The 24,112-nt window shown below is 69.3% G+C and carries 27 protein-coding genes; 11 read left to right on the top strand and 16 right to left on the bottom strand.

What is annotated here, in order from left to right:
• The first annotated feature begins 22 nt into the window (after nt 1-22).
• From rpsB to AWZ10_RS05955, 5 genes are all read left to right on the top strand, one after another.
• Nucleotides 23-955 (top strand): 30S ribosomal protein S2, encoded by a 933-nt coding sequence (gene rpsB / locus AWZ10_RS05975; RefSeq protein WP_060890617.1) that lies wholly within the window; start codon nt 23-25, stop codon nt 953-955.
• Between the two features lie 159 nt (nt 956-1,114).
• Nucleotides 1,115-1,951, top strand: a complete 837-nt coding sequence (tsf, locus tag AWZ10_RS05970) for a translation elongation factor Ts (protein ID WP_037696045.1) — start codon at nt 1,115-1,117, stop codon at nt 1,949-1,951.
• Between the two features lie 196 nt (nt 1,952-2,147).
• Nucleotides 2,148-2,909 carry a UMP kinase gene (pyrH, locus tag AWZ10_RS05965; protein ID WP_037696047.1) on the top strand — a complete coding sequence of 254 codons (762 nt, stop codon included), beginning with the start codon at nt 2,148-2,150 and terminating at the stop codon, nt 2,907-2,909.
• Between the two features lie 156 nt (nt 2,910-3,065).
• On the top strand, nt 3,066-3,623 hold the full coding sequence (gene frr / locus AWZ10_RS05960) for a ribosome recycling factor (RefSeq protein ID WP_037696051.1): 558 nt from the start codon (nt 3,066-3,068) through the stop codon (nt 3,621-3,623).
• Nucleotides 3,623-4,741 carry a phosphatidate cytidylyltransferase gene (locus tag AWZ10_RS05955; protein ID WP_107084511.1) on the top strand — a complete coding sequence of 373 codons (1,119 nt, stop codon included), beginning with the start codon at nt 3,623-3,625 and terminating at the stop codon, nt 4,739-4,741. Before frr ends, AWZ10_RS05955 begins: the two co-directional genes overlap by 1 nt.
• Nucleotides 4,742-5,203: 462 nt before the next feature.
• On the opposite strand, the gene AWZ10_RS05950 is transcribed toward AWZ10_RS05955, so the two are convergent.
• The 12 genes from AWZ10_RS05950 to AWZ10_RS05905 form a co-directional block, all read right to left on the bottom strand.
• Nucleotides 5,204-6,439: a tyrosine-type recombinase/integrase gene (locus tag AWZ10_RS05950; RefSeq protein WP_060890616.1), complete on the bottom strand. Its 1,236-nt coding sequence runs from the start codon at nt 6,437-6,439 to the stop codon at nt 5,204-5,206.
• A complete protein-coding gene (locus AWZ10_RS05945) occupies nt 6,439-6,645 on the bottom strand; it encodes a helix-turn-helix transcriptional regulator (protein ID WP_060890615.1) in 207 nt (68 codons plus the stop codon). Before AWZ10_RS05945 ends, AWZ10_RS05950 begins: the two co-directional genes overlap by 1 nt.
• Nucleotides 6,639-8,015, bottom strand: a complete 1,377-nt coding sequence (gene repSA / locus AWZ10_RS05940) for a replication initiator protein RepSA (protein ID WP_060890614.1) — start codon at nt 8,013-8,015, stop codon at nt 6,639-6,641. Before repSA ends, AWZ10_RS05945 begins: the two co-directional genes overlap by 7 nt.
• Nucleotides 8,008-8,175: a hypothetical protein gene (locus AWZ10_RS49970; protein ID WP_107417389.1), complete on the bottom strand. Its 168-nt coding sequence runs from the start codon at nt 8,173-8,175 to the stop codon at nt 8,008-8,010. The genes repSA and AWZ10_RS49970 overlap by 8 nt, the downstream gene beginning before the upstream one ends.
• An 89-nt stretch (nt 8,176-8,264) precedes the next feature.
• Nucleotides 8,265-8,588 (bottom strand): hypothetical protein, encoded by a 324-nt coding sequence (locus tag AWZ10_RS05935; RefSeq protein WP_060890613.1) that lies wholly within the window; start codon nt 8,586-8,588, stop codon nt 8,265-8,267.
• Nucleotides 8,589-8,612: 24 nt separating this feature from the next.
• Entirely contained in the window at nt 8,613-8,768 is a 156-nt protein-coding gene (locus AWZ10_RS49965) for a hypothetical protein (RefSeq protein ID WP_107084496.1), read from the bottom strand.
• A 13-nt stretch (nt 8,769-8,781) separates the two neighbouring features.
• On the bottom strand, nt 8,782-8,973 hold the full coding sequence (locus AWZ10_RS05930; RefSeq protein ID WP_060890612.1) for a mobile element transfer protein: 192 nt from the start codon (nt 8,971-8,973) through the stop codon (nt 8,782-8,784).
• A 21-nt stretch (nt 8,974-8,994) separates the two neighbouring features.
• A complete protein-coding gene (locus AWZ10_RS05925; protein WP_060890611.1) occupies nt 8,995-9,675 on the bottom strand; it encodes a DUF2637 domain-containing protein in 681 nt (226 codons plus the stop codon).
• 5 nt (nt 9,676-9,680) lie between these two features.
• On the bottom strand, nt 9,681-10,163 hold the full coding sequence (locus AWZ10_RS05920) for a hypothetical protein (RefSeq protein ID WP_060890610.1): 483 nt from the start codon (nt 10,161-10,163) through the stop codon (nt 9,681-9,683).
• A gap of 83 nt (nt 10,164-10,246) precedes the next feature.
• Nucleotides 10,247-11,602, bottom strand: a complete 1,356-nt coding sequence (locus AWZ10_RS05915) for an FtsK/SpoIIIE domain-containing protein (RefSeq protein ID WP_060890609.1) — start codon at nt 11,600-11,602, stop codon at nt 10,247-10,249.
• 2 nt (nt 11,603-11,604) lie between these two features.
• Complete coding sequence (locus tag AWZ10_RS05910) at nt 11,605-11,958, bottom strand: SCO3933 family regulatory protein (RefSeq protein ID WP_060890608.1); 354 nt, start codon at nt 11,956-11,958, stop codon at nt 11,605-11,607.
• Between the two features lie 139 nt (nt 11,959-12,097).
• Entirely contained in the window at nt 12,098-12,877 is a 780-nt protein-coding gene (locus AWZ10_RS05905; protein WP_060890607.1) for a GntR family transcriptional regulator, read from the bottom strand.
• An 18-nt stretch (nt 12,878-12,895) separates the two neighbouring features.
• On the opposite strand from AWZ10_RS05905, the gene AWZ10_RS05900 reads away from it, so the two are divergent.
• Complete coding sequence (locus tag AWZ10_RS05900; protein WP_060890606.1) at nt 12,896-13,360, top strand: NUDIX hydrolase; 465 nt, start codon at nt 12,896-12,898, stop codon at nt 13,358-13,360.
• A gap of 757 nt (nt 13,361-14,117) precedes the next feature.
• Here the strand turns inward: AWZ10_RS05900 and AWZ10_RS05895 are convergent.
• Nucleotides 14,118-14,744, bottom strand: a complete 627-nt coding sequence (locus AWZ10_RS05895) for a PIN domain-containing protein (protein WP_244172413.1) — start codon at nt 14,742-14,744, stop codon at nt 14,118-14,120.
• A 423-nt stretch (nt 14,745-15,167) separates the two neighbouring features.
• On the opposite strand from AWZ10_RS05895, the gene rlmN reads away from it, so the two are divergent.
• The 5 genes from rlmN (at nt 15,168) to AWZ10_RS05870 (ending at nt 21,179) form a co-directional block, all read left to right on the top strand.
• Entirely contained in the window at nt 15,168-16,274 is a 1,107-nt protein-coding gene (gene rlmN, locus AWZ10_RS05890) for a dual-specificity RNA methyltransferase RlmN (RefSeq protein WP_046704983.1), read from the top strand.
• 288 nt (nt 16,275-16,562) lie between these two features.
• Nucleotides 16,563-17,642: a thiamine ABC transporter substrate-binding protein gene (locus AWZ10_RS05885; protein WP_060890604.1), complete on the top strand. Its 1,080-nt coding sequence runs from the start codon at nt 16,563-16,565 to the stop codon at nt 17,640-17,642.
• Nucleotides 17,618-19,315, top strand: coding sequence for an ABC transporter permease (locus AWZ10_RS05880; RefSeq protein WP_409000338.1), 1,698 nt, complete (start codon nt 17,618-17,620; stop codon nt 19,313-19,315). The genes AWZ10_RS05885 and AWZ10_RS05880 overlap by 25 nt, the downstream gene beginning before the upstream one ends.
• A complete protein-coding gene (locus tag AWZ10_RS05875; protein ID WP_046704986.1) occupies nt 19,315-20,352 on the top strand; it encodes an ABC transporter ATP-binding protein in 1,038 nt (345 codons plus the stop codon). Before AWZ10_RS05880 ends, AWZ10_RS05875 begins: the two co-directional genes overlap by 1 nt.
• A gap of 11 nt (nt 20,353-20,363) precedes the next feature.
• A complete protein-coding gene (locus AWZ10_RS05870) occupies nt 20,364-21,179 on the top strand; it encodes a maleylpyruvate isomerase family mycothiol-dependent enzyme (RefSeq protein WP_046704987.1) in 816 nt (271 codons plus the stop codon).
• Nucleotides 21,180-21,291: 112 nt separating this feature from the next.
• Here the strand turns inward: AWZ10_RS05870 and AWZ10_RS05865 are convergent, their stop codons facing one another.
• The 3 genes from AWZ10_RS05865 to AWZ10_RS05855 form a co-directional block, all read right to left on the bottom strand.
• Entirely contained in the window at nt 21,292-22,041 is a 750-nt protein-coding gene (locus AWZ10_RS05865) for an LAETG motif-containing sortase-dependent surface protein (protein ID WP_060890603.1), read from the bottom strand.
• A 193-nt stretch (nt 22,042-22,234) separates the two neighbouring features.
• Nucleotides 22,235-23,359, bottom strand: coding sequence for an LOG family protein (locus tag AWZ10_RS05860; RefSeq protein ID WP_060890602.1), 1,125 nt, complete (start codon nt 23,357-23,359; stop codon nt 22,235-22,237).
• A gap of 129 nt (nt 23,360-23,488) precedes the next feature.
• Entirely contained in the window at nt 23,489-23,896 is a 408-nt protein-coding gene (locus tag AWZ10_RS05855; RefSeq protein WP_046704990.1) for a VOC family protein, read from the bottom strand.
• Nucleotides 23,897-24,112: the final 216 nt, after the last annotated feature.

The raw sequence follows: 24,112 nt of genomic DNA, 5'->3' as shown, positions 1-24,112 counted from the left end.
GAGCAAATCAAGGAGAACGGCCATGGCCGTCGTCACGATGCGGGAGCTGCTGGAAAGCGGCGTCCACTTCGGTCACCAGACCCGTCGCTGGAACCCGAAGATGAAGCGCTTCATCTTCACCGAGCGCAACGGCATCTACATCATCGACCTGCTCCAGTCGCTGTCGTACATCGACCGCGCCTACGAGTTCGTCAAGGAGACCGTCGCCCACGGCGGCACGGTCATGTTCGTCGGCACGAAGAAGCAGGCGCAGGAGGCCATCGCCGAGCAGGCCACCCGCGTCGGCATGCCCTACGTCAACCAGCGCTGGCTGGGCGGCATGCTCACCAACTTCTCGACCGTCTACAAGCGTCTGCAGCGCCTCAAGGAGCTTGAGCAGATCGACTTCGAGGACGTCGCGGCCTCGGGTCTGACCAAGAAGGAGCTCCTGGTCCTCTCGCGTGAGAAGGCCAAGCTGGAGAAGACCCTCGGCGGTATCCGCGAGATGCAGAAGGTGCCCAGCGCCGTCTGGATCGTGGACACCAAGAAGGAGCACATCGCGGTCGGTGAGGCCCGGAAGCTCAACATCCCGGTCGTCGCCATCCTCGACACCAACTGCGACCCCGACGAGGTCGACTACAAGATCCCGGGCAACGACGACGCGATCCGCTCCGTCACGCTGCTCACCCGTGTGATCGCCGACGCGGTCGCCGAGGGCCTCATCTCCCGCTCGCGTGTCGCCACCGAGGGCAAGGGCGACAAGGCCGCCGGCGAGCCGCTGGCCGCGTGGGAGCGCGACCTGCTCGAGGGCGAGAAGAAGGCCGACGAGGCTCCGGCCGCCGCTGAGGCCGAGGCTCCGGCTGCCGCCGAGGCCCCCGCTGAGGCTCCGGCCGAGGCTCCCGCTGCCGAGGCTCCCGCCGCCGAGGAGGCCCCGGCCGCTGCCGAGGCTCCGGCCGCGGACGCCGAGCAGGCCTGACCTTCACGGTCGTAGAGCTGTCGAGGTGACGGCGGGTGGCGCCGAGCGTGCCACCCGCCGTTCACCCACAGCCCGTAGATCTTCGGCGGGCGCCCGCCCTACGAGCGGCGGCGGACGCCGACTTCGAGACTTCGAACTCCGAGAAGAGATTCACAGATCATGGCGAACTACACCGCCGCCGACGTCAAGAAGCTCCGTGAGCTCACCGGCGCCGGCATGATGGACTGCAAGAAGGCCCTGGACGAGGCCGAGGGCAGCGTGGACAAGGCCGTCGAGGCCCTGCGCATCAAGGGCCAGAAGGGCGTCGCCAAGCGCGAGGGCCGCTCCGCCGAGAACGGCGCCGTGGTCTCCCTCATCGCCGACGACAACACCTCCGGTGTCCTGGTCGAGCTGAAGTGCGAGACGGACTTCGTCGCCAAGGGCGAGAGGTTCCAGGCCGCCGCCGCCGCGATCGCCGAGCACGTCGCCAAGACCTCCCCGGCCGACCTGGAGGCCCTGCTCGCCTCCGAGATCGAGGCCGGCAAGACCGTCCAGGCGTACGTCGACGAGGCCAACGCCAACCTCGGCGAGAAGATCGTCCTCGACCGCTTCGCGCAGTACGCGGACGGTTTCGTCTTCTCGTACATGCACCGCACCATGCCCGACCTGCCCCCGCAGATCGGTGTCCTGGTCGAGCTGGACAAGGCCGACGCCGACGTGGCCAAGGGCATCGCCCAGCACATCGCCGCCTTCGCGCCGAAGTACCTCGCCAAGGAGGACGTGCCGGCCGACGTCGTCGAGTCCGAGCGCCGCGTCGCCGAGGAGACCACCCGCGCCGAGGGCAAGCCCGAGGCCGCCCTGCCGAAGATCGTCGAGGGTCGCCTCAACGGCTTCTTCAAGGACGCCACGCTGCTCGGCCAGCCGTACGCGCTGGACAACAAGAAGTCCGTCCAGAAGGTCCTGGACGAGGCCGGTGTCACCCTGAAGCGCTTCACGCGCATCAAGGTCGGCATCTGAGTCCGTTACGCGACGGGCGCCCGGCCCCGATAGGGTCGAGTGCAGTCGTTCGCGTACGCACGCCACGTGCGCGCGTGACGCGCGACGGACGACAGCGGATCTGACGAGGAGGCCATTGCCGCGCATGGGATGCGAACACCACCCCACCGGCAATGGCCTTCTTCGTATGTGCGACACGTAAAGAGGCGAGATCTCCATGACCACCAAGCCCGAGAAGAGCGACGAAAGCAAAGCGGAACGCGGCCGCTTCATGCTGAAGCTGTCCGGAGAGGCGTTCTCCGGGGGCGGTGGCCTGGGCGTCGATCCGGACGTGGTGCACGCCATCGCCCGGGAGATCGCGGCCGTCGTACGCGACGGAGCAGAGATCGCGGTCGTCATCGGCGGCGGCAACTTCTTCCGCGGCGCCGAACTCCAGCAACGCGGCATGGACCGGGCCCGTTCCGACTACATGGGCATGCTCGGCACGGTCATGAACTGCCTCGCCCTCCAGGACTTCCTGGAGAAGGAGGGCATCGACAGCCGCGTGCAGACCGCCATCACCATGGGCCAGGTCGCCGAGCCGTACATTCCGCTGCGGGCCGTGCGTCACCTGGAGAAGGGCCGTGTGGTCATCTTCGGCGCCGGTATGGGCATGCCGTACTTCTCCACCGACACCACCGCCGCCCAGCGTGCCCTGGAGATCGACGCCGAGGCGCTGCTGATGGGCAAGAACGGCGTGGACGGGGTCTACGACTCCGACCCCAAGACCAACCCCGACGCGGTCAAGTTCGACTCCCTCGGCTACGGCGAGGTCATCACCCGCGAGCTGAAGGTCGCCGACGCCACCGCGATCACGCTCTGCCGTGACAACAAGCTCCCGATCCTCGTGTTCGAGCTTCTCAAGGCGGGCAATATCGCGCGGGCCGTCAAGGGTGAGAAGATCGGCACTCTCGTGGGTGATCAGGGAAGCCGGGCCTGACCGGGTCCTTCCCCTGCCCGGGGGACGGAGCCTGACCGGGGGGATGGACAATGTCCTGCCGGTCGGGAACCGTGCAGGAACAAGACGCGACGCAGCCGGCCGCCGACCTGACCAAGTACAGCTGCCGGGCCCACTCAAGACACGCAGGAGCAAGTGGTGATCGAAGAGACCCTCCTCGAGGCCGAGGAGAAGATGGAGAAGGCCGTCGTCGTCGCCAAGGACGACTTCGCCGCGATCCGCACCGGTCGTGCGCACCCGGCGATGTTCAACAAGATCGTGGCCGACTACTACGGTGCGCTGACGCCGATCAACCAGCTGGCCTCGTTCTCGGTGCCGGAGCCGCGCATGGCCGTGGTGACCCCGTTCGACAAGACGGCCCTGCGCAACATCGAGCAGGCGATCCGCGACTCGGACCTCGGCGTCAACCCGAGCAACGACGGCAACATCATCCGGGTGGTGTTCCCCGAGCTGACGGAGGAGCGCCGCCGCGACTACATCAAGGTCGCCAGGAGCAAGGCGGAGGACTCCAAGGTGTCCATCCGCGCGGTCCGCCGCAAGGCCAAGGACGCGATCGACAAGCTCGTCAAGGACGGCGAGGTCGGCGAGGACGAGGGCCGTCGTGCGGAGAAGGAGCTCGACGACACCACGGCGAAGTACGTCGCTCAGGTGGACGAGCTGCTCAAGCACAAGGAAGCGGAGCTCCTCGAGGTCTGATGAACGACTCTTCCTGGGGGGCGCCGTCACAAGCCGGGTACTGGGCGCCGACCGACCGGGGACCTGTCCAGGGGCACGCCCCGGCGGGTCCCACGTACGATGCGCCTGAGGCCCAGCAGACTCGCCCCATGCCCATCGTGCCCGACGTACCCGCGCATGGCGGGAACCAGGACGACGATCGGGGGGCCGCTCGGCAGGCCGGCCCCCTGTTCCGCGACGAGACGCCGTCGGCGCACCCCTACGGGGAGGCGCCGCAGAAGCCGGAGCCCATGCCCGACGCCCCCCAGCCCGCCCCGCCGAAGAAGAGCGCGGGCCGTGACCTCGGCGCCGCCATAGGTGTCGGCGTCGGGCTCGGCGTGGTCATCGTCGCCTCGTTGTTCATCGTCAAGGCGGCCTTCGTCGGCGTGATAGCGGTCGCCGTGGTGGTGGGACTGTGGGAGCTCACCTCGCGTCTGCAGGAACGCAAGGGCATCAAGGCACCCCTCGTGCCGCTCGCGGTCGGCGGGGCCGCCATGGTCGTCGCCGGATACGTACGCGGGCCCGAGGGTGCCTGGGTGGCCATGGCGCTCACCGCGCTCGCCGTCCTCGTCTGGCGGATGACCGAACCGCCGGAGAACTACCTCAAGGACGTCACGGCCGGGGTCTTCGCGGCCTTCTACGTGCCGTTCCTGGCCACGTTCGTCGCGCTCATGCTCACCGCTGACGACGGGCCGCAGCGGGTCCTGGTGTTCCTGTTGCTGACCGTGGTCAGCGACACGGGCGCGTACGCCGTCGGCTGGCGCTTCGGCAGCCACAAGCTCGCGCCGCGCATCAGCCCCGGCAAGACCCGTGAGGGGCTGCTCGGCGCGATCGCCTTCGCCATGGTCGCGGGGGCCCTGCTCATGGAGTTCGTCATCGACGACGGGGCCTGGTGGCAGGGACTGCTCCTCGGCCTCGCCGTCGCGGCCAGCGCCACGCTGGGCGATCTCGGTGAGTCCATGATCAAGCGGGACCTCGGCATCAAGGACATGGGCACGCTGCTGCCGGGCCACGGCGGCATCATGGACCGCCTGGACTCCCTGCTGCCGACCGCGCCGGTGGTGTGGCTGCTGCTGGTGCTGTTCGTGGGTTCCGGCTGACGGACGCGTTGACGTTGTCGTGGGCCCCCGTCCGGTTCGCCTGGGCGGGGGCCCACTGCCGTGGCCCGTCGGGTGGCCGGGTGCGAGTCGACGGAGTCCGCGTGGGAAGGCACGGGTGGGAGCGTCGGTCGCCGACGGGAGCACCGACCCGCGGCAGGTATCACGGTGATCTGCCCTGTCGGTGGTGCGAAACGCTCATCGACCAGGCGGGGCGGCGCAGGCCGCGACTGTACTGCCGTATGTCCCACCACTGGAAGAACTACGGCGCGTGGATCGTGGGCGTGGTCGGCGGGATCCTCTGACCTTCTGCCCGGCTCGGGTCACTCCAGTTGATCTGCGACACTGGGAGGGTTATGCCTGCACCCGGAGAACTGATGTGCTCCGGGCACGAAGAAGCCCCCCACCAGCGATGTTGTCGCCAGTAGGGGGCTGTCTTATGCCCGGTGGGCCGTCCCTGGGCCGTCAGGGCTCCTGGGCCGTGTCGAAGACACCATCCAGGGCCCGGCGGGCACGCTCACTGCTGCTCGGCATCAGGTGGGCGTACACCCGCAGCGTCATCGCCGGATCGGAGTGCCCGAGGTATTCGCTCACGGCCTTGATGCTCTCGCCCGCGTCCAGGAGGACCGAGGCGTAGAAGTGGCGCAGGGCGTGCATCCCGTGGTGCCGGGCGGAGGCGTACGGCTTGCCGGATTCGGGAGTCGGAATGAGGCCGGCGGCCGCAAGAGCGCGCTTCCACTCGTAGACGTTGAAGTTGCTGCGCCAGACGACCCCGTCGGCTGTGTTGGTGAAGATCAGACGCCGTTCGGTGAGCGGGCCGTCCGGTCGCATCCACGGCAGCTTGATTGCCACGGGCGGATGGTTCTTCATGTGCTGCCGCAAGGCGGAGGCGATCGAGGACGGCAGCGGTACGTCACGCTCCTTGTTGCCCTTGGGCGGAGCGAAGACGGCGACGCCCCGGATCAGCTTGATCTGAGTGGTGACCCGAAGGGTGTCGCCGCCGAGCTGCAAGGTGTCTTCGGCCAGGCCGATGATCTCGCCCTGTCGGAGGCCGCAGCCGCTGCCCACGTCGACCATGGCTTGGTAGCGCTCGGGCAGAGCGTCGCGGACCGCACGCACCTGGGACGGGAGCCAGGGCACGACCCGGGTGGCCGAGACGGCGGGCGGGCGGACGGACGCGGCCGAGCATGGGTTCCGGGCGAGGTGGCCGTCATCCACGGCGGCCGAGAGCACCGCGCGGACGTTGGCGTAGATGTTGCGGGCGTAGGCGCCACCTATCGAGTCGTTCTCCAGGTCGCGCACGAACTCGCGGATGTGGACCGGGCGGAAGGACCCGAGCGGACGCGCCCCGATGCGAGGGAAGGCGTGCAGCCGAAGACGGGTCTCCGCTCCGATGCGTGTGTTCAGGTCGGTCGTCTGCCCAGCGAGCCAGCGTTCCGCGTACTGCTGGAAGGTCGTACGGGCAGCCTTGGGGTCGACGTACTGACCACGGGACATGTCGGCAGCAGTCTCGGCCAACCACTCTTCGGCACGTCGCTTCTGCCGGTCCGGGAAGGACTTGCTCTTTTCGGTGCCGTCAGGTCCGACGTACCGGGCCCGGTAACGGAGCCCGTTGCCGTAGCGGTCGGTCTTGGCCTTTACCGGCTTGCCGTCCGGACCGGGCTCGGTCTTGTACCAGCGGTCTTGGATGTGGCCAGCCATCAGGCAGCCTCCCCAAGCTGAGAATCCACCCAGGCCCGTATGTCGCTCGGGTCGAAGCGAAGGTGCCGGCCGACTCGGAAGCCGCGGGGGCCGGTGCGCTTGCGGCGCCACTGGTAGACGGTCTCGACGCTGGGCAGTTCGAACATCTCGACCAAGTCCTCAGGAGTGAGGAACCGGTGCGGCAGCTCTGAGGCCAAGGTCAGCACTCCCTTTCGTCGGCGAGCTGGTCGCGTATGGCTTCGCGGGCGGTTTCGCGGTTGAGCCGGAGGTCTCGGGCGATGGTGGCGGCGAGGGCGGATTCGCCGGGGGTGTGGCCGTGTCCGGCGTACTGCCAGTCGGCGAGGACGAGGACGGTGTCCGGCTCGCGGTCGTCCAGGGCGAGGGCTTGGCGTTCCTGGGCGGCGCGGTAGTCGGCACGTGTCTGGCGGAGGGCGCCGAGGGTGGTGGAGTAGCGGCGGGACTTGGAGGAGAAGTGGCCGCGGAAGCCGAGCATGTGAGCCCAGGCCCAGAGCCGCCGGTCCGGGTACAGGGGGTCGAGTTCCTTGCAGGCCTTGATGAGGCGGCGGGTGTGGTCGGGGACCTGGTGGCGGTCGAGTTCGGAGAGTTCGCCGATGCGGCGGTCGAGGGTGCCCGTGTTCTCGGCCGCCTTGGTGGCGTACTTAGCGACGTAGGAGGCAACGGCCTGTTCGGTGATGTCGGAGCCGTCACCGAAGGCCTTGACCGGGCGTACGTCGAGCTGTTTACCCCAGCGGAAGGTGCGGGCGGGTTGGTCTTCGACGGCGGGGACCGAGACCGAGGTGTAGGAGTGCGCGGCGGCGGCGCGGGTGGCGCCGGTGAGGAGGTCGACTGTCGCCCAGGACGGCGGCGGGGTGTCGGGGCCTTCGGGGCCGTCGATGCGGATCACGGCGTGGAAGTGCAGGGCGCCGCGCTTTTGGAACTCGGCGACCTTGCCGTACGAGACCGTTACGTGGTTTGGCAGTTCGCTGCGGGTGAGCCCAGCGCGCGCGGCGATCTCGCGGCGCAGACGCGTGGTGAAGCGCTGCCACAGGTTGCCCGCGTGGTTATTGAAGAGGACGGCGCCTGCGTAGTCGTAGGTGGCCGGGTCGAGGGCGGTACCGAGGGCGGGATCGTCGGCGGTGTGGTGGGTGCCGCAGCGGCAGGTGCCATAGTCGGGTCGGTTGTGGACCGGGCCGAAGGAGGGGGCTGTGAGGGTGGCGAAGACGCGCGGGTGGTCGCGGACGGTGGCAGGGATGTCACGACGGTCGTCTCCAGCGAGGCCCGCCCGAATGAGGTGGTAGGTGTCGCCCGCGTAGGTCCAGGCGCAGGACGGGCAGCGGGAGGCACGGCGGTTTCCGCAGGCGAGACGGAGGCGTCCACCCGGCTCGTTCTCGGTGGAGTAGTGGTGCAGCGTCTCGCCGGTGACCTTGTCTTTGGCGATCGTCCAGCCGGTGAGGTGGATGGGGTCGGCGCAGCCGCCGGTGCGGCGGATCTGTTCGTGCCAGCGGTCGTAGTCAGAGGCCGAAGCCACCCTCAGCAGATCGCCGAGGGTGGTCGGGTCGAGCAGCAGGTCAGGCACGGGCGCCCTCCCGAGTGCTGCGGGTGCGAGCGGTGCCGGTGCCGTGGCAGGCCGGGCAGTGCGCGGTGATGGTGCGCAGGTGGCCGCGGGCGTCGCGGCCGCCGAGGGTGATGGCGACGGAGGCGTGTCCGTCGCAGTTGGGGCAGATGCGGTGCGTCATGCTGGGGGTTCCTTCCGGCTCTTCGGGTTCGGCAGGGGCAGGGCTCCCGGGCGGCGGAGACTTGGCGGTTGAGGCCGCCCGGGGGCCGGTCAGTACCGCTTGGCTTCGCTGTTGATGAGCGAGCGGATGACCAGGGCGCAGACGGCGACCGAGGCGCCGGTGATGGCGACCGCGAGGAGCATCGAGACCAGAACGGCGCCGACCACCAGGACCACGGCCGTGCCACCACCGACCAGGGCAACGACGGCGCCCGGGGTGAGCTGGACAGTAGGCCGAGCCGACACCGCAGCAGGGGTGACCGGTGCGGGGGTGGTGGTCGGCTGGTGCTGGATCACGGCGGTCGGCTCGACGACGGCGGGCGGAGTGATCAGGCCGGTCGGCTGGGGCATGGTCGGGATCTTCGGGCGGAACATGGCGGAGCTCCTTTCGCGGGCGGGTTACTTGATGGCGGTGTCGATGACGGGGGCGAGGAGGCTGTCTGCGATGAGGTAGCCGCCCAGGAGGAGCACCAGGACCAGCCAGAGCGGCGGGCGGATGAGCTTGATGCCGAGGTAGCCGATGGCGGCGAGGGCGAACCAGAGGGGGACGTCCACGGGTGGTGGCCTCCTAGCGGGCGGTGCAGCGGTGGGTGCGGGCGGCGAGCTGGGCGGCGCTCTGGCTGGAGTAGTCGGCGGACCAGCCGCAGCGGTCGTTGGTGCACACGGCGGCGTGCTTGGTGTGGCCGTTGCGGTCGCGGTGGGTGCCGATCTGCACGGGGCCGATCCGCATGACGGAGTGGAAGTGGTCGCGGGCAGGCATGTCGGTGGTTCTCCCTTCGGGTCAGGCGAGTTGGGCGGCGATGGCGTCGGCCAGCTGCGGCGGGACGCCGAGGCGGGCGCGCAGGGTGTCGCTGTCGATCGGGGATCCGGTCCGGGCCTGGTGGTCGTCGGCGACCTTGCGGGCGTGGTCGACCAGCGCGGCCGGAACCGGTGGAGCGGGAACCGCGGGCGGAGACGGGACGGGCTCAGGTGCGGGAAGGGCCGGAGTTTCCTCGACCGCAGGCGGCAGGGAGGCGGAGGCGTCCAACTCCGCTGCTTCGGTGACCGGTTCGGGGTCGGGGTCGAGGTGGAGCGCGGGTGCCGGCGGATCCGGCGCCCGGTCTTCGGTGGAGTGGGCGAGGAGGGTGCCGCCCATGAAGGCCAGTGCGGGCCAGGCGGCGACGAGAATCCGCAGCCAGGCGGGGACGTTGCCCAGGTCGAGGAGTCCGGCGGTGGCGACGTTGGCGCCGAGGGAAGCCACCAGCGCGATCACGAACCAGCACCAGGCCAGCCGGGACGGTCCATCGGTGCGCAGGCGTCGCCAGGCAGCGACCAGGAGCAGGTCAACTGAGACCGGGTAGGCCCAGGCTTTCCAGCCGTCCTGTCCGGCAGCGGCGGCGAGGTCGTGCAGGTGGGCGAAGGACAGCGCCCCGGCAATGACCGCCTGAACGAGCACGGCGTCGATGCGCAGTCGCGAGGCCATGACGCTCACCCCGCCACGGGTCGGCCGTTGGCCGTAACGATTGCCTTCAGGACCAGGGCGAGGTTGGTGGTGTCGAGACCGGTGACGGCGTCGCCGAGCGGGATGCGGGCGGCGGTGTCGGCGAGCGATGCGGCGAGGGCCAGGATGCGCAGTTCCCCGCTGGAGGCGGGCAGTTCCTTCGCGGCCAGGGCTTCGACGACCTTGAGCCAGTCGACGCCGTACGGCTCGGGGTCGGGCCCGGAGTAGTCGATCAGGAGCAGTCCGGGCCGCTCCGCCAGGCGCTTGATCCACAGGCCGTGATCGATGAGGAGGCCGACCGCGGCACGCAGGGCCGGGGAGCCGTCGGCGCCGGTCTGGAGGGTGATGGTCAGCTGGTCGGGGTCGATGGTCACGGCGCCGTTGTCGGTGTCGTACCAGGGGCAGTCACGTTCGTCGTGGTCGATGCCGGTCTCTTCGCCGTCGACGTCGCCGCAGTGCTCGCAGAACACGGGGCGCTCCTTCCTGTCGTGAGGCATGGAGGGGGTAGGGACGTGGCGCGAAGCGGTCGCGCCGAGCCGGGGAAGCGGGAGTGTCAGGCCGTAGCGGGGGCTGTCTTGGACAGCGGCACCGGGGCCGAGGGCGCCGGGGCGAGCGCGGGGCGGAAGGCTGCCAGGGCGGGCAGGTCCGGGGTGCGCTCAGCGTGCTTGTTGCAGATGTTCACGGCCTCGCGCAGCGAGGTGTGCGGGGCGCGGATACGGGCCCAGCCGCCGGAGGCGTCGCCCGTGACGGCGATGCCGGGGGTGTCGGTGGGGATCTGGATGGCGGCCAGGACGGCGTCCGGGGCGATGTCGCCGAAGGCCATGTTCGCCGAGGATTCGTCGTTGACGCGGTGGGCGGTGCGGCCGGTGAGCTGGGCGCGGAGCATGGTGATGCCCTTGCCGAGTTCGGAGCCGAAGCGCTGTCCGCAGATTTCAAGGTAGATCCCGGCGGCGCGGCCGAGCTGGGCGAGCCGGACCAGGGCGGTGATGATGCGGTCGCGTCGTTTCTCGTCGTCCTTGGTGGCGAAGAGGGCGAGTTCGGCGACCTCGTCGACCAGGACCACGACCGGGACCGGGCGCAGGTCGGCGGGCAGGTCCCAGATGTCGGCGGCGATCTCCGCATCCGGGACGTTCACCGTGATTCGCTGGTTGGCCCGGATCAGCTGGTACACCTCCTCCATGTGCGTGACGAGCGCTTCCAGGAGAGCGAGGGCGGTGTCAGGGTTGTCGGCGAGCGCGGAGAACCGCCGTGCCAGCGGGAAGAGTTCCACCCCTTGCTTGCAGTCGATGCCCACCAGCGCGACATCCAGCGGAGCCAGCCCGGCGACCAGGTTGCGCTGGTAGACGGACTTCCCGGATTCCGTGGCGCCGAGGGTGAGGCCGTGCGGGACGGTGCGGTAGTCGCGGTAGTGCACCGAACCGTCCTCGCGCAGGGCGACCGGGACCCGCATCGGACGGGCGTCGGTCTTCGCGGGCATCTGCACCCGCCTGAGGACGTCGTAGCCGGTCATGCGCACCTCGACCACACCCGAGCGCAGCTCACGCGAGGTGACGCCGTACAGGCCGAAGGAGTGGCGCAGTCGGTCTGCGGACGCGGCGACGTCGAAGGCGTCCTGTCCGGGGCGCAGGCCCAGGCGCAGGACCAGGCCGGTGCGGGTCGGGCGGATGCGCAGGATGCGCGGCGGGCGGGACTGCGGGACGTCCCGGTTGGCGACCCGGGCCAGGGCCAGACGCCAGCGGGAAGGCGGGACGGTGAGCCCGCAGGCGTCCATGACCGAGGTGTAGCGGACCAGGACCCGCAGCGTGGCGAGGGTGACCCCGAAGGTCAGCCAGTACCAGGCGGGGCGCCGCCACCGCAGGAGACCCGCAGTGGCGACGACCAGCACCAGAGCGACCGTGAACCAGGTCATGATCAGGCAGCCTTGGGCTTCGAGGCAGCGGCTGCGAGCGACGTGACCGCGACCGCGCGGAACGCGATGCCGTGGCGCTTCTGACCGTTGAACTCGTTCTCCCACGCCGAGGCGACCAGGCCCGTCAGCGCGACCGGGGTGCCCATGGTCAGGTCCTCGGAGACGCCCGGCTGAGGAACGGTGAGCTTGAGGATCTCGACCTCGTCCGGCGTGGAGAACATGACCTCCACGGTCATCAGCGTCACGCCGTCCTTGTCGAGGGCGATCTCACCGGTACGGCGGTCCTTGACCTTCGGCTGCGGAGCCTTGGCGACCATCACGGTGGCGGCGGAGGTGTCGACGGGAATCTGACGCACAGCAGATCACTCCTCTATAGAGGCTGGACTCCGTCACTCATGTATATGAGTGACATGAAGAAGAGTGCATCACTCCTGTATATGAGTCAACCCGCCGCGAAGACGAACTCGCGACGGGCCGAGGGGAGTTGAGCGCGCGTCAGTCGGCGGCCGGGATCCGGTACTCGAAAACGAACTGGTCAGCGGCCATGAGCGTGTCGCAGACCTCGACTACGAGACCTTCGGTCGTACGCGCCTCGCGGACCAGGTGAACCACTGGGGCACCGGGGCTGAGCGCCAGCTCGGACGACTCCGCCTTTGAGGCCGGGCGCGCTTGCAGCGTCTCGACGAACTCCGCGAACTCGTGTCCGTGGTCTTCGAGTCGAGCGTAGATGCCACCGCCGCCGGGGTTCTCGGCGAACAGCTCGGGGATCTCCTTCACGACGTCCCACGGGAGGTACGAGGAGGCGGTCTCGACCGGGGTGCCGTTGCGGAAGTAGAGACGCCGCCGGGCGAGCACCTGAGTGCCGGCGGATACGCCCAACCGCCGCGCGACATCCTCGGGAGCTTCCATGGGGCCGATGTAGAGGACGCTCACCTTGGCTGTGGCGCCGGACTGCGCGGACTCGGCGAGGTAGGCGGCCTTGCCCCCTTGCCGCAGCGAGCGCCGGAAGCGATCGGAGGAGCGATGCCGGACAGGCGGCCGATCCTTCACGATCGAGCCCTTGCCGTGCCGGGTCTCGACAAGCCCGCTTGCACGCACCTCGACCATGGCCTTGCGGATCGTCCCGCCTGAGACGTTGTAGCGATCGACGAGTTCCGACTCGCTCGGCACCATCTCGCCAGGCTTCAGGACGCCTGCCCGGATCTGCTGGATGATCTCCTCGGCGATCTGCACGTACCGAGGTACTGACCTCTGGCCTCCTACTGCAGTTCCCATAGTCCTTCTCTGCCTCCTATGCTCCTGTATATGAGTCAATCACAGGAAGCCACTCCGCCGCCGCTGCACTCCGTTTCTGTGGCCGGAGTAGTGGTACGCGAGGACGGCCGCCTCCTGGCGATCCGCCGCGCCGACAACGGCACTTGGGAGCTTCCGGGCGGAGTGCTCGAACTCAACGAGACCCCTGAGACCGGCGTAGCCCGCGAGGTCCTGGAGGAGACGGGCATCCACGTCGAGGTGGACGAACTGACCGGGGTCTACAAGAACACGACCCGGGGCATCGTGGCGCTGGTCTTCCGCTGCAAGCCCTCCGGTGGCATGGAGCGCACGTCGAGCGAATCGACCGCGGTTGCCTGGCTCACGCCCGACGAGGTGGCGGAGCGCATGTCCGAGGTCTTCGCAATCCGACTTCTGGATGCCTTGGACGGCAACGGCCCCCACGTTCGGAGCCACGACGGTAAGCGCCTCATCCCAGCGGGATAGAACTTTCCCTACTTCATCAAGGCCCGCGCACGGCGCGGGCGCGCGCCGCCTCTGCGGCGCGGCCTGCCTCCTGTCTGCGCCCCGGCTGGCCGCGCCCGGCGGCGCGCTACGTGCATGCGGGCAGAAGCGAGGAAGTCACCCGCGGGTCAAAGACATGCCTCCGGCGGGGGCGCTCAGGCTCCGAGATGGCGGGGGCGCCGTTCGCGAGTGCCGGCCGTTTGTGGTGTGCGCGGGGAGCTCCCATCCCGTCTGCCGTCGACCCAGGCAGAGCCGAGCAGGCGCGGCCCCTGGCGTCCAGGTCGTTCGTACAGTGGCGCGCTCCACCTGGACGCCAGGAACCACGCCCGCTCCACGGTGTGTGGGTCGACGGCAGACGGGATGGGAGCTTGGGTGGTCTGTGGCTGGGGTGGCATGCGCAGTGGCTTCGGGGCCGAACTAGGTCGCTTCGGGAGGTGGCCAAGGGTAAAGAATCTCTAAAGGATCGGGTGATTCGTAGTGCTTGTCGGGTCCCAGCGATACGCTCCGTCACCGTAGGTGCAGCGTAGCGACGGAGCGTATCGCTGGGACCCGACAAGCACCGTTCAATGCCTGGATTGCGGATGCCCTGTGTAATCGCCGCAGGTCATGGGTGCTGTCACCAGACTCGGCGTTCAGGGAAAGAAAAAACCTGACCCACAAGGGGTCAGGTGAGTTATGAGAAGACCGTACCGCCGGGGAGCTAGGCCGTCAAGTTTCGGCGTAATGAGTCCTGAAAGATCTACCAACCAGTTGGGCGACTGTAGAGCCCGACGGGGTCGGGCATCTGGTGCTGCTGGAAGTCTGCGGGAGTTAGCTGCTTCCACCAATGTAGGCCCACACCATCCTGCGGGTTACCTCTCAAGTCGCCGGCCAGGAAACCCTTGCCCGGGTTGACCAGTCCAACCGGTACGCGCTGGCGCGCCTGAGCGAGTGGGAAGCGTAGGTCGCTGTCGTTGGAGATCACGATGGCCCCGTCTATCGCTCCGCCGAGCACATCGATTAGGAGATGGGATGCAACGTTGACGTCACTGCCCTTCTCCTCACTGTTTGCGACCGACGCCATGAAGATCCCCGCTTGTAGGGGTATGCCACCATCCTGGACCATGATCGGCCAGTCTGGAGCGACAAGCTGAGGACGGCCCCTGCGGTCCTTTCGTGCCAGGGGCGCACTTTTGACCCGGTAGACGTACTTGCCGTACTCAATGTGATCGACGCTGTGGTGGGCCACCAGAGCCTTCAGGTAAATGTCCTGGTCGCGCTGCGCGGAGGGGTTCGTTGCAGTGCTAATACGAGCTGTGCAGTACACGATCCTTTCAAGGGTCGCGCCGGTCCAGTTTGGGCTCGCGTTGAGCAGCGAGCCTGCCAACCCTCGAATGTCTAGCCAGCGCCAACCGGCTGTTCCTCGGCCACACAGTCCACGACCGCCGTAGTAGACGTTGTACGCGTCTACGTACACCCCAATGCGCATCCTGGAAACCTAGCATCAGGCCAGTGCTGCTGACCCCCAGAAAGCACCGCTGACGATGGCCACCGATCCTTCCTCCGCTCATGCGGCCACCGTCGACCGTAGGGACGGTTGCGACTACGCGCTCGGCCAGTCACTCCTTCCGTTCAAGCATGTCCACTCGTCCCCCTCCGGAGAGGCCATCCCGTCCCCAGAGCGCGCGCCCCTGGGCCGTCCCTGGGCCGTGCGAAGCCGACCAACGCTGACAGTCGGCACCCACGGGTGACCACCCCCACCCTGCTGTGGCCTGGGCTACTGGAGTTGATCTGCGACACTGGGAGGGTTATGCCTGCACCCGGAGAACTCACATTCGTCGCCCCCCGCGGAGCCAAGAAGCCGCCGCGGCATCTTGCTGATCTTTCGCCTGTGGAGCGTAAGGAGGCTGTCGCCGCGATCGGGGAGAAGCCTTTTCGCGCCAAGCAGCTGTCTCAGCACTACTTCGCGCGGTACGCGCACGACCCGGAGCAGTGGACGGACATCCCCGCGGGTGCGCGCGCGAAGCTTCAGGAGGCGCTGCTTCCGGAGCTGATGACGGTCGTGCGGCATCTGTCGGCCGACCAGGAGACCACGCGGAAGACGCTGTGGCGGCTGTTCGACGGGACGCTCGTCGAGTCGGTGCTGATGCGGTACCCGGACCGGGTCACCATGTGCATCAGTTCGCAGGCCGGGTGCGGGATGAACTGTCCGTTCTGTGCCACGGGGCAGGCGGGTCTCGACCGGAATCTGTCGACCGCGGAGATCGTCCATCAGATCATCGACGGGATGCGTGCGCTGCGCGACGGGGAAATCCCCGGTGGGCCCGCACGGCTCTCCAACATCGTCTTCATGGGGATGGGCGAGCCGCTCGCCAACTACAACCGGGTCGTCGGGGCCATTCGTCGGCTCACCGACCCGGAGCCGGACGGGCTGGGGCTGTCGCAGCGCGGGATCACCGTGTCCACGGTCGGGCTGGTGCCCGCCATCCACCGGTTCTCGGACGAAGGGTTCAAGTGCCGGCTCGCCATCTCGCTGCACGCCCCGGACGACGAACTGCGCGACACGCTCGTCCCCGTGAACACACGGTGGAAGGTGCGCGAGGTGCTGGACGCCGGGTGGGAGTACGCGGCCAGGTCCGGGCGTCGGCTGTCCATCGAGTACGCGCTGATCCGGGACATCAACGACCAGGCGTGGCGCGGTGACCGGCTGGGCCGGCTGCTCAAGGGCAAGCCGGTGCATGTGAACCTGATTCCGCTGAACCCGACTCCGGGGTCGAAGTGGACGGCCTCCCGGCCCGAGGACGAGAAGGCGTTCGTCGAGGCCATCGCCGCCCATGGGGTGCCGGTGACCGTCCGGGACACCCGGGGTCAGGAGATCGACGGGGCGTGCGGGCAGCTGGCGGCCACCGAGAGGTAGGCCGAGGGCGGGCGGAGGGTCGGCCCGTGGCCACCGGTAGGAGTCGGAATCAGGCCACGGGGTACTCTGACCTTCGTACACATCTTCATATTCCGACAGGGGAGCGCCACAGCGCTGAGAGTGCGGCAAGCGGGCCGCAGACCCTCTGAACCTCGCCCAGGTCATTCTGGGTAGGAAGTTCGGTCATCACTCAAGCTGTTGCGCCCTGCCCGGGAGCCTTCGAAACCTCCGACGGCCCCCGGGCAGGGCCGCGTCTCTTCCTGGTCACCTCCAGGAGGAATCGACTCAGTGCACATCACCAAGAAGGCAACGGTCCTGGTCGTCGGGCTGGGCCTGGTCACGCTGTCCGCGTGCGGGTCGTCCGGCTCGGGCGACAGCGGCACCGGCTCGAAGACCGTCACCCTCGTCAGCCACGGCTCCTTCGCCTACTCCAAGGACGTGCTGAAGGCGTTCGAGAAGCAGTCCGGGTACAAGGTCAAGGTCCTCAAGAGCGGGGACGCGGGGCAGGCCGTCAACCAGGCGATCCTGACCAAGGGCAACCCGCAGGGCGACGTCTTCTTCGGCGTCGACAACACGCTGCTGTCCCGCGCGCTCGACAACGGCCTCTTCCAGCCGTACGAGGCGAAGGGGCTCGACAAGGTCGGCGCCGCGTACCAGTTGGACCAGGGCAAGCACCGGGTCACGCCCATCGACTCCGGTGACATCTGCGTCAACTACGACAAGGCGTACTTCAGCAAGAACAAGATCGAGCCGCCGCAGTCGTTCGACGATCTCGTCAAGCCCGAGTACAAGGACCTCCTCGTCACCGAGAACGCCTCCACCTCCTCTCCGGGGCTCGGATTCGTCCTCGGTACGGCCGCGAAGTACGGGGACGACGGCTGGGAGGGCTACTGGGAGAAGCTCAAGGCCAACGGTGTGAAGGTCGTCGACGGCTGGGAGCAGGCGTACTACCAGGAGTTCTCCGGGTCCACGGACGGCAAGAAGGCCGGTGGCGACCGGCCGCTCGTCGTGTCGTACGCCTCCTCGCCGCCCGCCGAGGTCGTCTACGCGGACCCGAAGCCGAAGACCGCGCCCACCGGGGTCGCGACCGGCACCTGCTTCCGGCAGGTCGAGTTCGCGGGGCTGCTGAGCAATGCCGAGAACGCCGAGGGCGGCAAGGCGCTGATCGACTTCCTGATCTCGAAGAGGTTCCAGGAGGACATGCCGCTCAACATGTTCGTGTACCCGGTGGTCGAGGGGGCGTCCGTGCCCGCCGAGTTCACCGAGTACGGGCCCGCGGCGAAGGACCCCGAGACGATGGCGCCGGAGAAGATCGCCGAGAACCGTGACCAGTGGGTCAAGTCGTGGGCCTCGCTCGTACTGAAGTGACCGAATCAGCCGAGGAGGCCGTGGCCGCACCGCGTGGACCCCGTCGGCCGGGGAGCGCGGCGCGGCTCGGGCTCATGGTGCTGCCCGTCGCGTTCTTCGGGTTGTTCTTCGCCTATCCCGTCGCCGCGATCGTCGTGCGGGGGCTGAAGGCCGACGGGACCTGGGACCTCGGGCGGATCGGGGAGGTGCTGGGGGACTCCGGGATCCGGCACGTGCTGTGGTTCACCACCTGGCAGGCGCTCGTCTCGACCGCGCTCACGCTGCTGATCGCGCTCCCCGGCGCGTATGTGTTCGCGCGCTTCGATTTCAGGGGCAAGGACATCCTGCGGGCGGTCGTGACCGTGCCGTTCGTGCTGCCGACCGTGGTCGTCGGCACGGCGTTCCTGGCCCTGGTCGGGCGTGGCGGACTGTTCGACGAACTGTGGGGCGTGCGGCTGGACACCACGGTCTGGGCGATCCTGCTGGCGCATGTGTTCTTCAACTACGCGGTCGTCGTACGGACCGTCGGCGGGCTGTGGTCGCAGCTCGACCCGCGGCAGGAGGAGGCCGCGCGGATGCTCGGGGCCTCGCCGTCGGCGGCCTGGCGGAGGGTGACGCTCCCGGCGCTCGCACCCGCCGTGGCCGCCGCCGCGCTGATGGTCTTCCTCTTCACCTTCACGTCGTTCGGGGTGGTGCAGATCCTCGGCGGGCCGACCTTCTCGACCCTCGAAGTGGAGATCTACCGGCAGACCTCGGAGATCTTCGACCTGCCGGCGGCAGCCGTGCTGACGCTCGTGCAGTTCGTCGCGGTCGGGCTGATTCTCGCCGTGCACGCGTGGACCGTACGGCGGCGGGAGACCGCGTTGCGGCTGGTGGACGCGTCGCTCACGGCCCGGCGACCGCGGGGGGTGGGGCAGTGGGCGCTGCTGGGCGGGGTCCTCGCCACCGTCGTCGTGCTGATCCTGCTGCCGCTCGGCGTGCTGGTGGAGCGGTCGCTCGACGCGCCCGGGTTCGGCTACTACAAGGCCTTGACCAGAGACGACAGCGGGATTTTCCTGGTGGCGCCGATCGAGGCGGTCGGGAACTCGCTCACGTACGCGCTCGCCGCGACCGCCATCGCCCTGCTGATCGGCGGGCTCGCCGCCGCCGCGCTCACACGGCGGGCCGGCCGGCTCGTCCGGGGCTTCGACGCGCTGCTCATGCTGCCGCTCGGGGTGTCCGCGGTGACCGTCGGCTTCGGCTTTCTGATCGCGCTGGACGAGCCGCCGCTGGACCTGCGGTCCTCCTGGATCCTGGTGCCGCTCGCCCAGGCCCTGGTGGGCGTCCCCTTCGTCGTACGGACCATGCTGCCCGTGCTGCGCGCGGTGGACCAACGGCTGCGGGAGGCGGCGGCCGTGCTCGGGGCGTCGCCGTGGCGGGTGTGGCGCGAGGTCGATCTGCCGATGGTGCGGCGGGCGCTGCTGATCGCGGCCGGGTTCGCCTTCGCCGTGTCGCTCGGGGAGTTCGGGGCGACCGTGTTCATCGCGCGCGCCGACAACCCGACGCTCCCGGTCGCCGTGGCACGGCTGCTCGGTCGTCCCGGTGACCTCAACTACGGCCAGGCGATGGCCCTTTCGACGATTCTCATGGTGGTGTGCGCAGTGGCTCTGCTGGTGCTGGAGCGCCTCCGTACCGATCGCACGGGGGAGTTCTGATGTTGCTCGGGCTTGAGGACGCGACCGTACGGTTCGGCGGGCGGGCCGTGCTCGACGCGGTCGATCTGGAGGTCGCCGAACACGAGATCGTGTGCGTGCTGGGGCCCAGTGGCAGCGGCAAGTCGACGCTGCTGAGGGTGGTCGCCGGGCTGCAACCGCTGGACGGCGGGCGGGTGTTGCTGGACGGCCGGGACCAGCGGGGTGTGCCCGCCCACAAGCGCGGTGTGGGCCTGATGTTCCAGGACCACCAGCTCTTCCCGCAGCGGGACGTGGCGGGCAACGTCGCCTTCGGGCCCCGTATGCGCGGTGCGGCGAAGGACGAACGAGCCGTGCGGGTGCGGGAGTTGCTGGACCTGGTGGGGCTCCCCGGAGCCGCTCGGCGACAGGTCGGGGAACTGTCCGGCGGCGAGCAGCAGCGGGTCGCACTGGCGCGCGCCCTCGCCCCGCGCCCCCGGCTGCTGATGCTCGACGAGCCCCTCGGCCAGCTGGACCGGTCGTTGCGGGAGCGCCTGGTCGTCGAACTCCGGCAGTTGTTCGGCGAGTTGGGGACGACCGTGCTGGCGGTCACGCACGACCAGGGTGAGGCCTTCGCGCTGGCCGACCGGGTCGTGGTGATGCGGGACGGGCGGATCGCCCAGTCCGGTACGCCCCTTGAGGTGTGGCAGCGGCCGGTGGACGAGTTCGTGGCCCGCTTCCTCGGCTTCGACAACGTGGTCGAGGCGACGGTGACCGGCACGGTCGCGGACACGGCGTGGGGCAAGGTGCCGGTGCCGGAGGGCTCGCCGCAGGGGGCGTGCGCGCTGCTGGTCCGGCCCGCCGGCGTACGGCTGGTCGACGTGGCCGACGGGCTGCTGCGCTGCACCGTGGCCGCGCGCACCTTCCGGGGCACGCATGTCGCCGTGCACCTCCGGCCTGGGGACGCGCCGCGCCTGGAGGCGGCGTGTGCGCTGCGGGACGCTCCGGAGCCCGGGGAGCAGGTCGGCGTGAGCTTCGACGCGGCCGAAATCGTCGTGCTGGGAGCCGGTCCGGCCGCATAAGGTGCGGCACCATGACGATGCGTACGCAGGAACCCCGGGCCCGGCACGACCGCTACTGCGCCGAGATCGAGCTGCAGGTACGGCGGTTGCGGGACATCGTGACCTCCGGCGCCGATCTGTCGGCGACCGTGCCGACCTGCCCCGACTGGTCACTTGAGCAGCTCGTACGCCACACCGGCGGCGCCCTGCGCTGGGTCGAGCTGAACGTACGGACCCGGTCGAAGGAAGAGGTGCCCGAGCCGGAAGTCCCGCTGTACGAGGGCCCGGAGAAGCAGGGGGACCCGGCCGCGCTGGACGCGTGGCTCGCGGAGACCGGGGAGATGATCGTGGCCACGCTGCGTGAGGCGGGGCCCGAGGCGCCGGTGTGGTCGTGGGGCTGGGAGCAGAGCGCGGGGTTCTGGGCCCGCAGGATGGCCCATGAACAGGTCGTCCACGGTGCCGACGCGGCGCTCACCGTCGGACGGCCGGTCGAGGTGGCGCCGGAGATCGCCGCCGACGCGATGGACGAGTGGCTGGAGATCGTCGAGTTCGTCCAACGGACCATGCCGCACGACGAGGCGGCCGAACTGCGCGGCGCGGGGCGCAGCATCCACCTCCACGCCACGGACACCGGCGACGAGGTGAACGCCGAGTGGTTCGTCGAGCTGACCGAGGACGTCGTGCGCTGGCGTCGCGGCCACGAGAAGGCGACGGTCGCGCTGCGCGGGCCCCTCACCGAGGTGCTGCTCGCCTTCTACCGCCGACTGCCGCCGGACGGTGGGCGGTTGGAGGTGCTGGGCGACCGCGAGCTGCTGGATTTCTGGCTGAAGCGCGCGACGTTCGGGTGAGTGCGGGGCCGTACCCCTCGGGTGGGAGACGCAAGGGCCGGCCGCTTCCCCGGACGAGCGTGTGGCCCGTACCCCTGAGTGAGAGATACGGGCCACAGCCGTGTGGAACGGGTCAGCGTGTGGAGGCCCCACGCCGCCGCATGCTGTAGTACACGGCCCCGGCGCCGAGGGCGACCATCGCCGCCGCGGCGCCGACGATCGGGCCGGTGTGGGAGTCGGCACCGGTCTCGGCGAGGTTGGAGTCGCCCTCGGGGGACGGGGCGTTGTTGTCGTTCGAGCCGACGGGTGTGGTGCCCTCGGACGCGGGCGGTGTGGGGGACGTCCTGGTCTCGGACGGCTCGCCCTTGTCCTTGCCCTTGTCCTTGCCCTTGTCCTTGCCCTTGTCCTCGTCCTTGCCCTCGTCCTCGTCGTCCGCGGGCTTCTCCGGGCTCTTCGAGGCGGCCGGCGGGGTGTCCGCCTTCGCCTCGCAGGCCTTGGCGGGCGCCACCAGGTTCGGCTTGATGTCCTCGTCGACGTAGTTCTCCGCCGTGACGTGGACGCGGTACTCGGCGTTCGGCTCCCAGTCCTCCTCGAAGGTGACGGTGACACCGTCGGCGGTGGAGTTCAGAACCGTCCTGCTGCCGACCTGGCGCAGGTCGGCCCCGTTGTTCTCCAGATAGACGGTGACCTCGGCCTCGATGCCCAGGGCGTCCACGTCGGTCACACGGATGACGCCCTTGTCACCGTCGCACGCGGCGACGGCGGAGAAGTCCTTGATGCTGCAGGCCATGGCGTTGCCCGCGGCGCCGAACACGAGTGCGGCGGACGCGAGAGCAACACCGACATAGCGCGAAGTCCGCGCGGTACGGGGAAATATGGACACTTTTGCCCTTCACGGGAAACACAGGGGAGTGGGGGTGACGGAAGGCCGCCGGAGGGGCGGCTTCCCCCTGTGCCTCACAGGTTTATAAGCGCGCCATAAGTACTGTCAATCCGAAGGAGTGTTTGAGTGGCCGGCTTTGCCCGCTGATGAACCGTCCGAGGGTTTGACGCGAGGTCGGTGACGGGCGTGGTTCTCACGCCCCGAGCCGGGCCAAGGCCTCCGGGGCCTCCTCGATCCGGTCCACCAGGGCGATCCTGGCCTCCATCGCACGTCCCCGGGCCAGCGACCGGAGCAGTGGCCAGGTCGGCAGTGTCTGCGTCCAGTGGGCGCGGTCGACCAGGACCATGGGCGTCGGTTCGCCGCGCGACTCGTAGTAGTTGGGGGTCGCGTTGTCGAAGATCTCCTGGACGGTTCCGGCCGCGCCCGGCAGGAAGACTATGCCGGCGTCGGAGCGGGCGAGGAGGCCGTCCTCGCGGGTGGCGTTGGCGAAGTACTTGGCGATGTGCGAGGCGAACGGGTTCGGCGGCTCGTGGCCGTAGAACCAGGTGGGGATGCCGACGGAGGTGCCGCCCTTCGGCCAGCGGTTACGCACCTCGAAGGCGGCGCTCGCCCACTCGGTGATCGAGGGCGTGAACTTCGGCGCCTTCGCCAGGAGTCGGAGGGACTCGGCGAGCATCTCGTCGTCGTGGGGCGCCGCGTAGGCGCCCAGGTTCGCCGCCTCCATCGCGCCGGGACCGCCGCCGGTGGCGACGGTGAGACCCGAGCGGGCCAGGGTGCGGCCGAGGCGGGCGGCGCCCTCGTACGCGTCAGTGCCGCGCGCCATCGCGTGGCCGCCCATCACGCCCACCACCCGGGCACCGGAGAGGAGTTCGTCGAGGGCGTCCGAGACGGAGTCGTCGTGGACGGCGCGGAGCATGGAGGCGTAGACGTCCCGGTCGGCCTTGGTCCGCTGGAACCAGGCGTACGCGAGGGCGTCGGGTGTCGCCTCGTAACCGCCGTCCGACAGCGACGCGAAGAGCTCGTCGGGGGAGTAGAGCAGGCCACGGTACGGATCGAAGGGCAGGCCGGGGACGGGCGGGAAGACCAGGGCGCCGTCCGCGCGGATCTTCGCGGCGGCCTCCTCGCGCATCGGGCAGCCGAGGAAGACGGCTCCCGTCGTGGCGGTGGCGAGCAGTTCGCGCGTACGGTCCGTCAGGTCGACGGCCTGGACGCGGAATCCGGTGAGGGTGCGATGCGCCGAGACGATCGCGTCGAACTCCTCGATCGTCTCGATCTCGTGGTCGTCGTGGTGGGCCGCATGGGCGGGCATCGTCTGCACCCGCCCATGCTAGGTCGCTCCGCCGGGCCGGGCCGGGCCCTAGGGGGTGGGGGCGACCGTGCGTGAGCGGCTGCGGGTGGGCAGGTGGTTGCTCGCGCGGTTCCCCGCGCCCTCTACGGGGCGCCTGCCTCAGCCCTCGATGGCGGCCGGGTTCATCCACACGACCTCCCAGGTGTGGCCGTCGAGGTCGTCGAAGGCGCGGCCGTACATGAAGTCCATCTCCTGGATCTTCTCCGAGGCGGTGCCGCCGGCTGCGACCGCCTTCTCGACCAGCTCGTCGACCTTCGCGCGGCTCTCGGCGCTCAGACAGAGCATCACCTCGCTGGTCTTCGTGGCGTCCGCGATCTCCTTCGTCGTGAAGGACGAGTAGAACGGCTTGGTGAGCAGCATCGCCACGATGGTGTCGCTGATCACGACGGAGGCCGCGTTCTCGTCGCTGAACTGGGGGTTGAGTGCGTACCCGAGCTCCGTGAAGAACTTCTTCGAGGCGTCGAGGTCGGTCACGGGCAGGTTCACGAAGATCATCTGCTGGTACATGGCGAGGTCTCTCCCGTTCGGTTTCGGTCCGTTCGCAGGGGTAGACCGGGGACTCCTGTGAAACTCATCGCCGGTCCGGGACTTTTTTCGTACGAGTTTCCGGCGTCCCCGGGGCGCGTGTCAGGCGGCCAGCGGCAGCGCCGCCAGCTGTGCGACCGTCCAGGTCAGCGGGCCGAACACGGCGAGCAGGGCGCCCGAGCGGAGCAGGGCCGCCTG

It is taken from the genome of Streptomyces europaeiscabiei (assembly GCF_001550375.1).
Taxonomy (GTDB): Bacteria; Actinomycetota; Actinomycetes; order Streptomycetales; family Streptomycetaceae; genus Streptomyces; species Streptomyces europaeiscabiei.
This window is presented reverse-complemented; position numbering and strand designations above follow the sequence as displayed.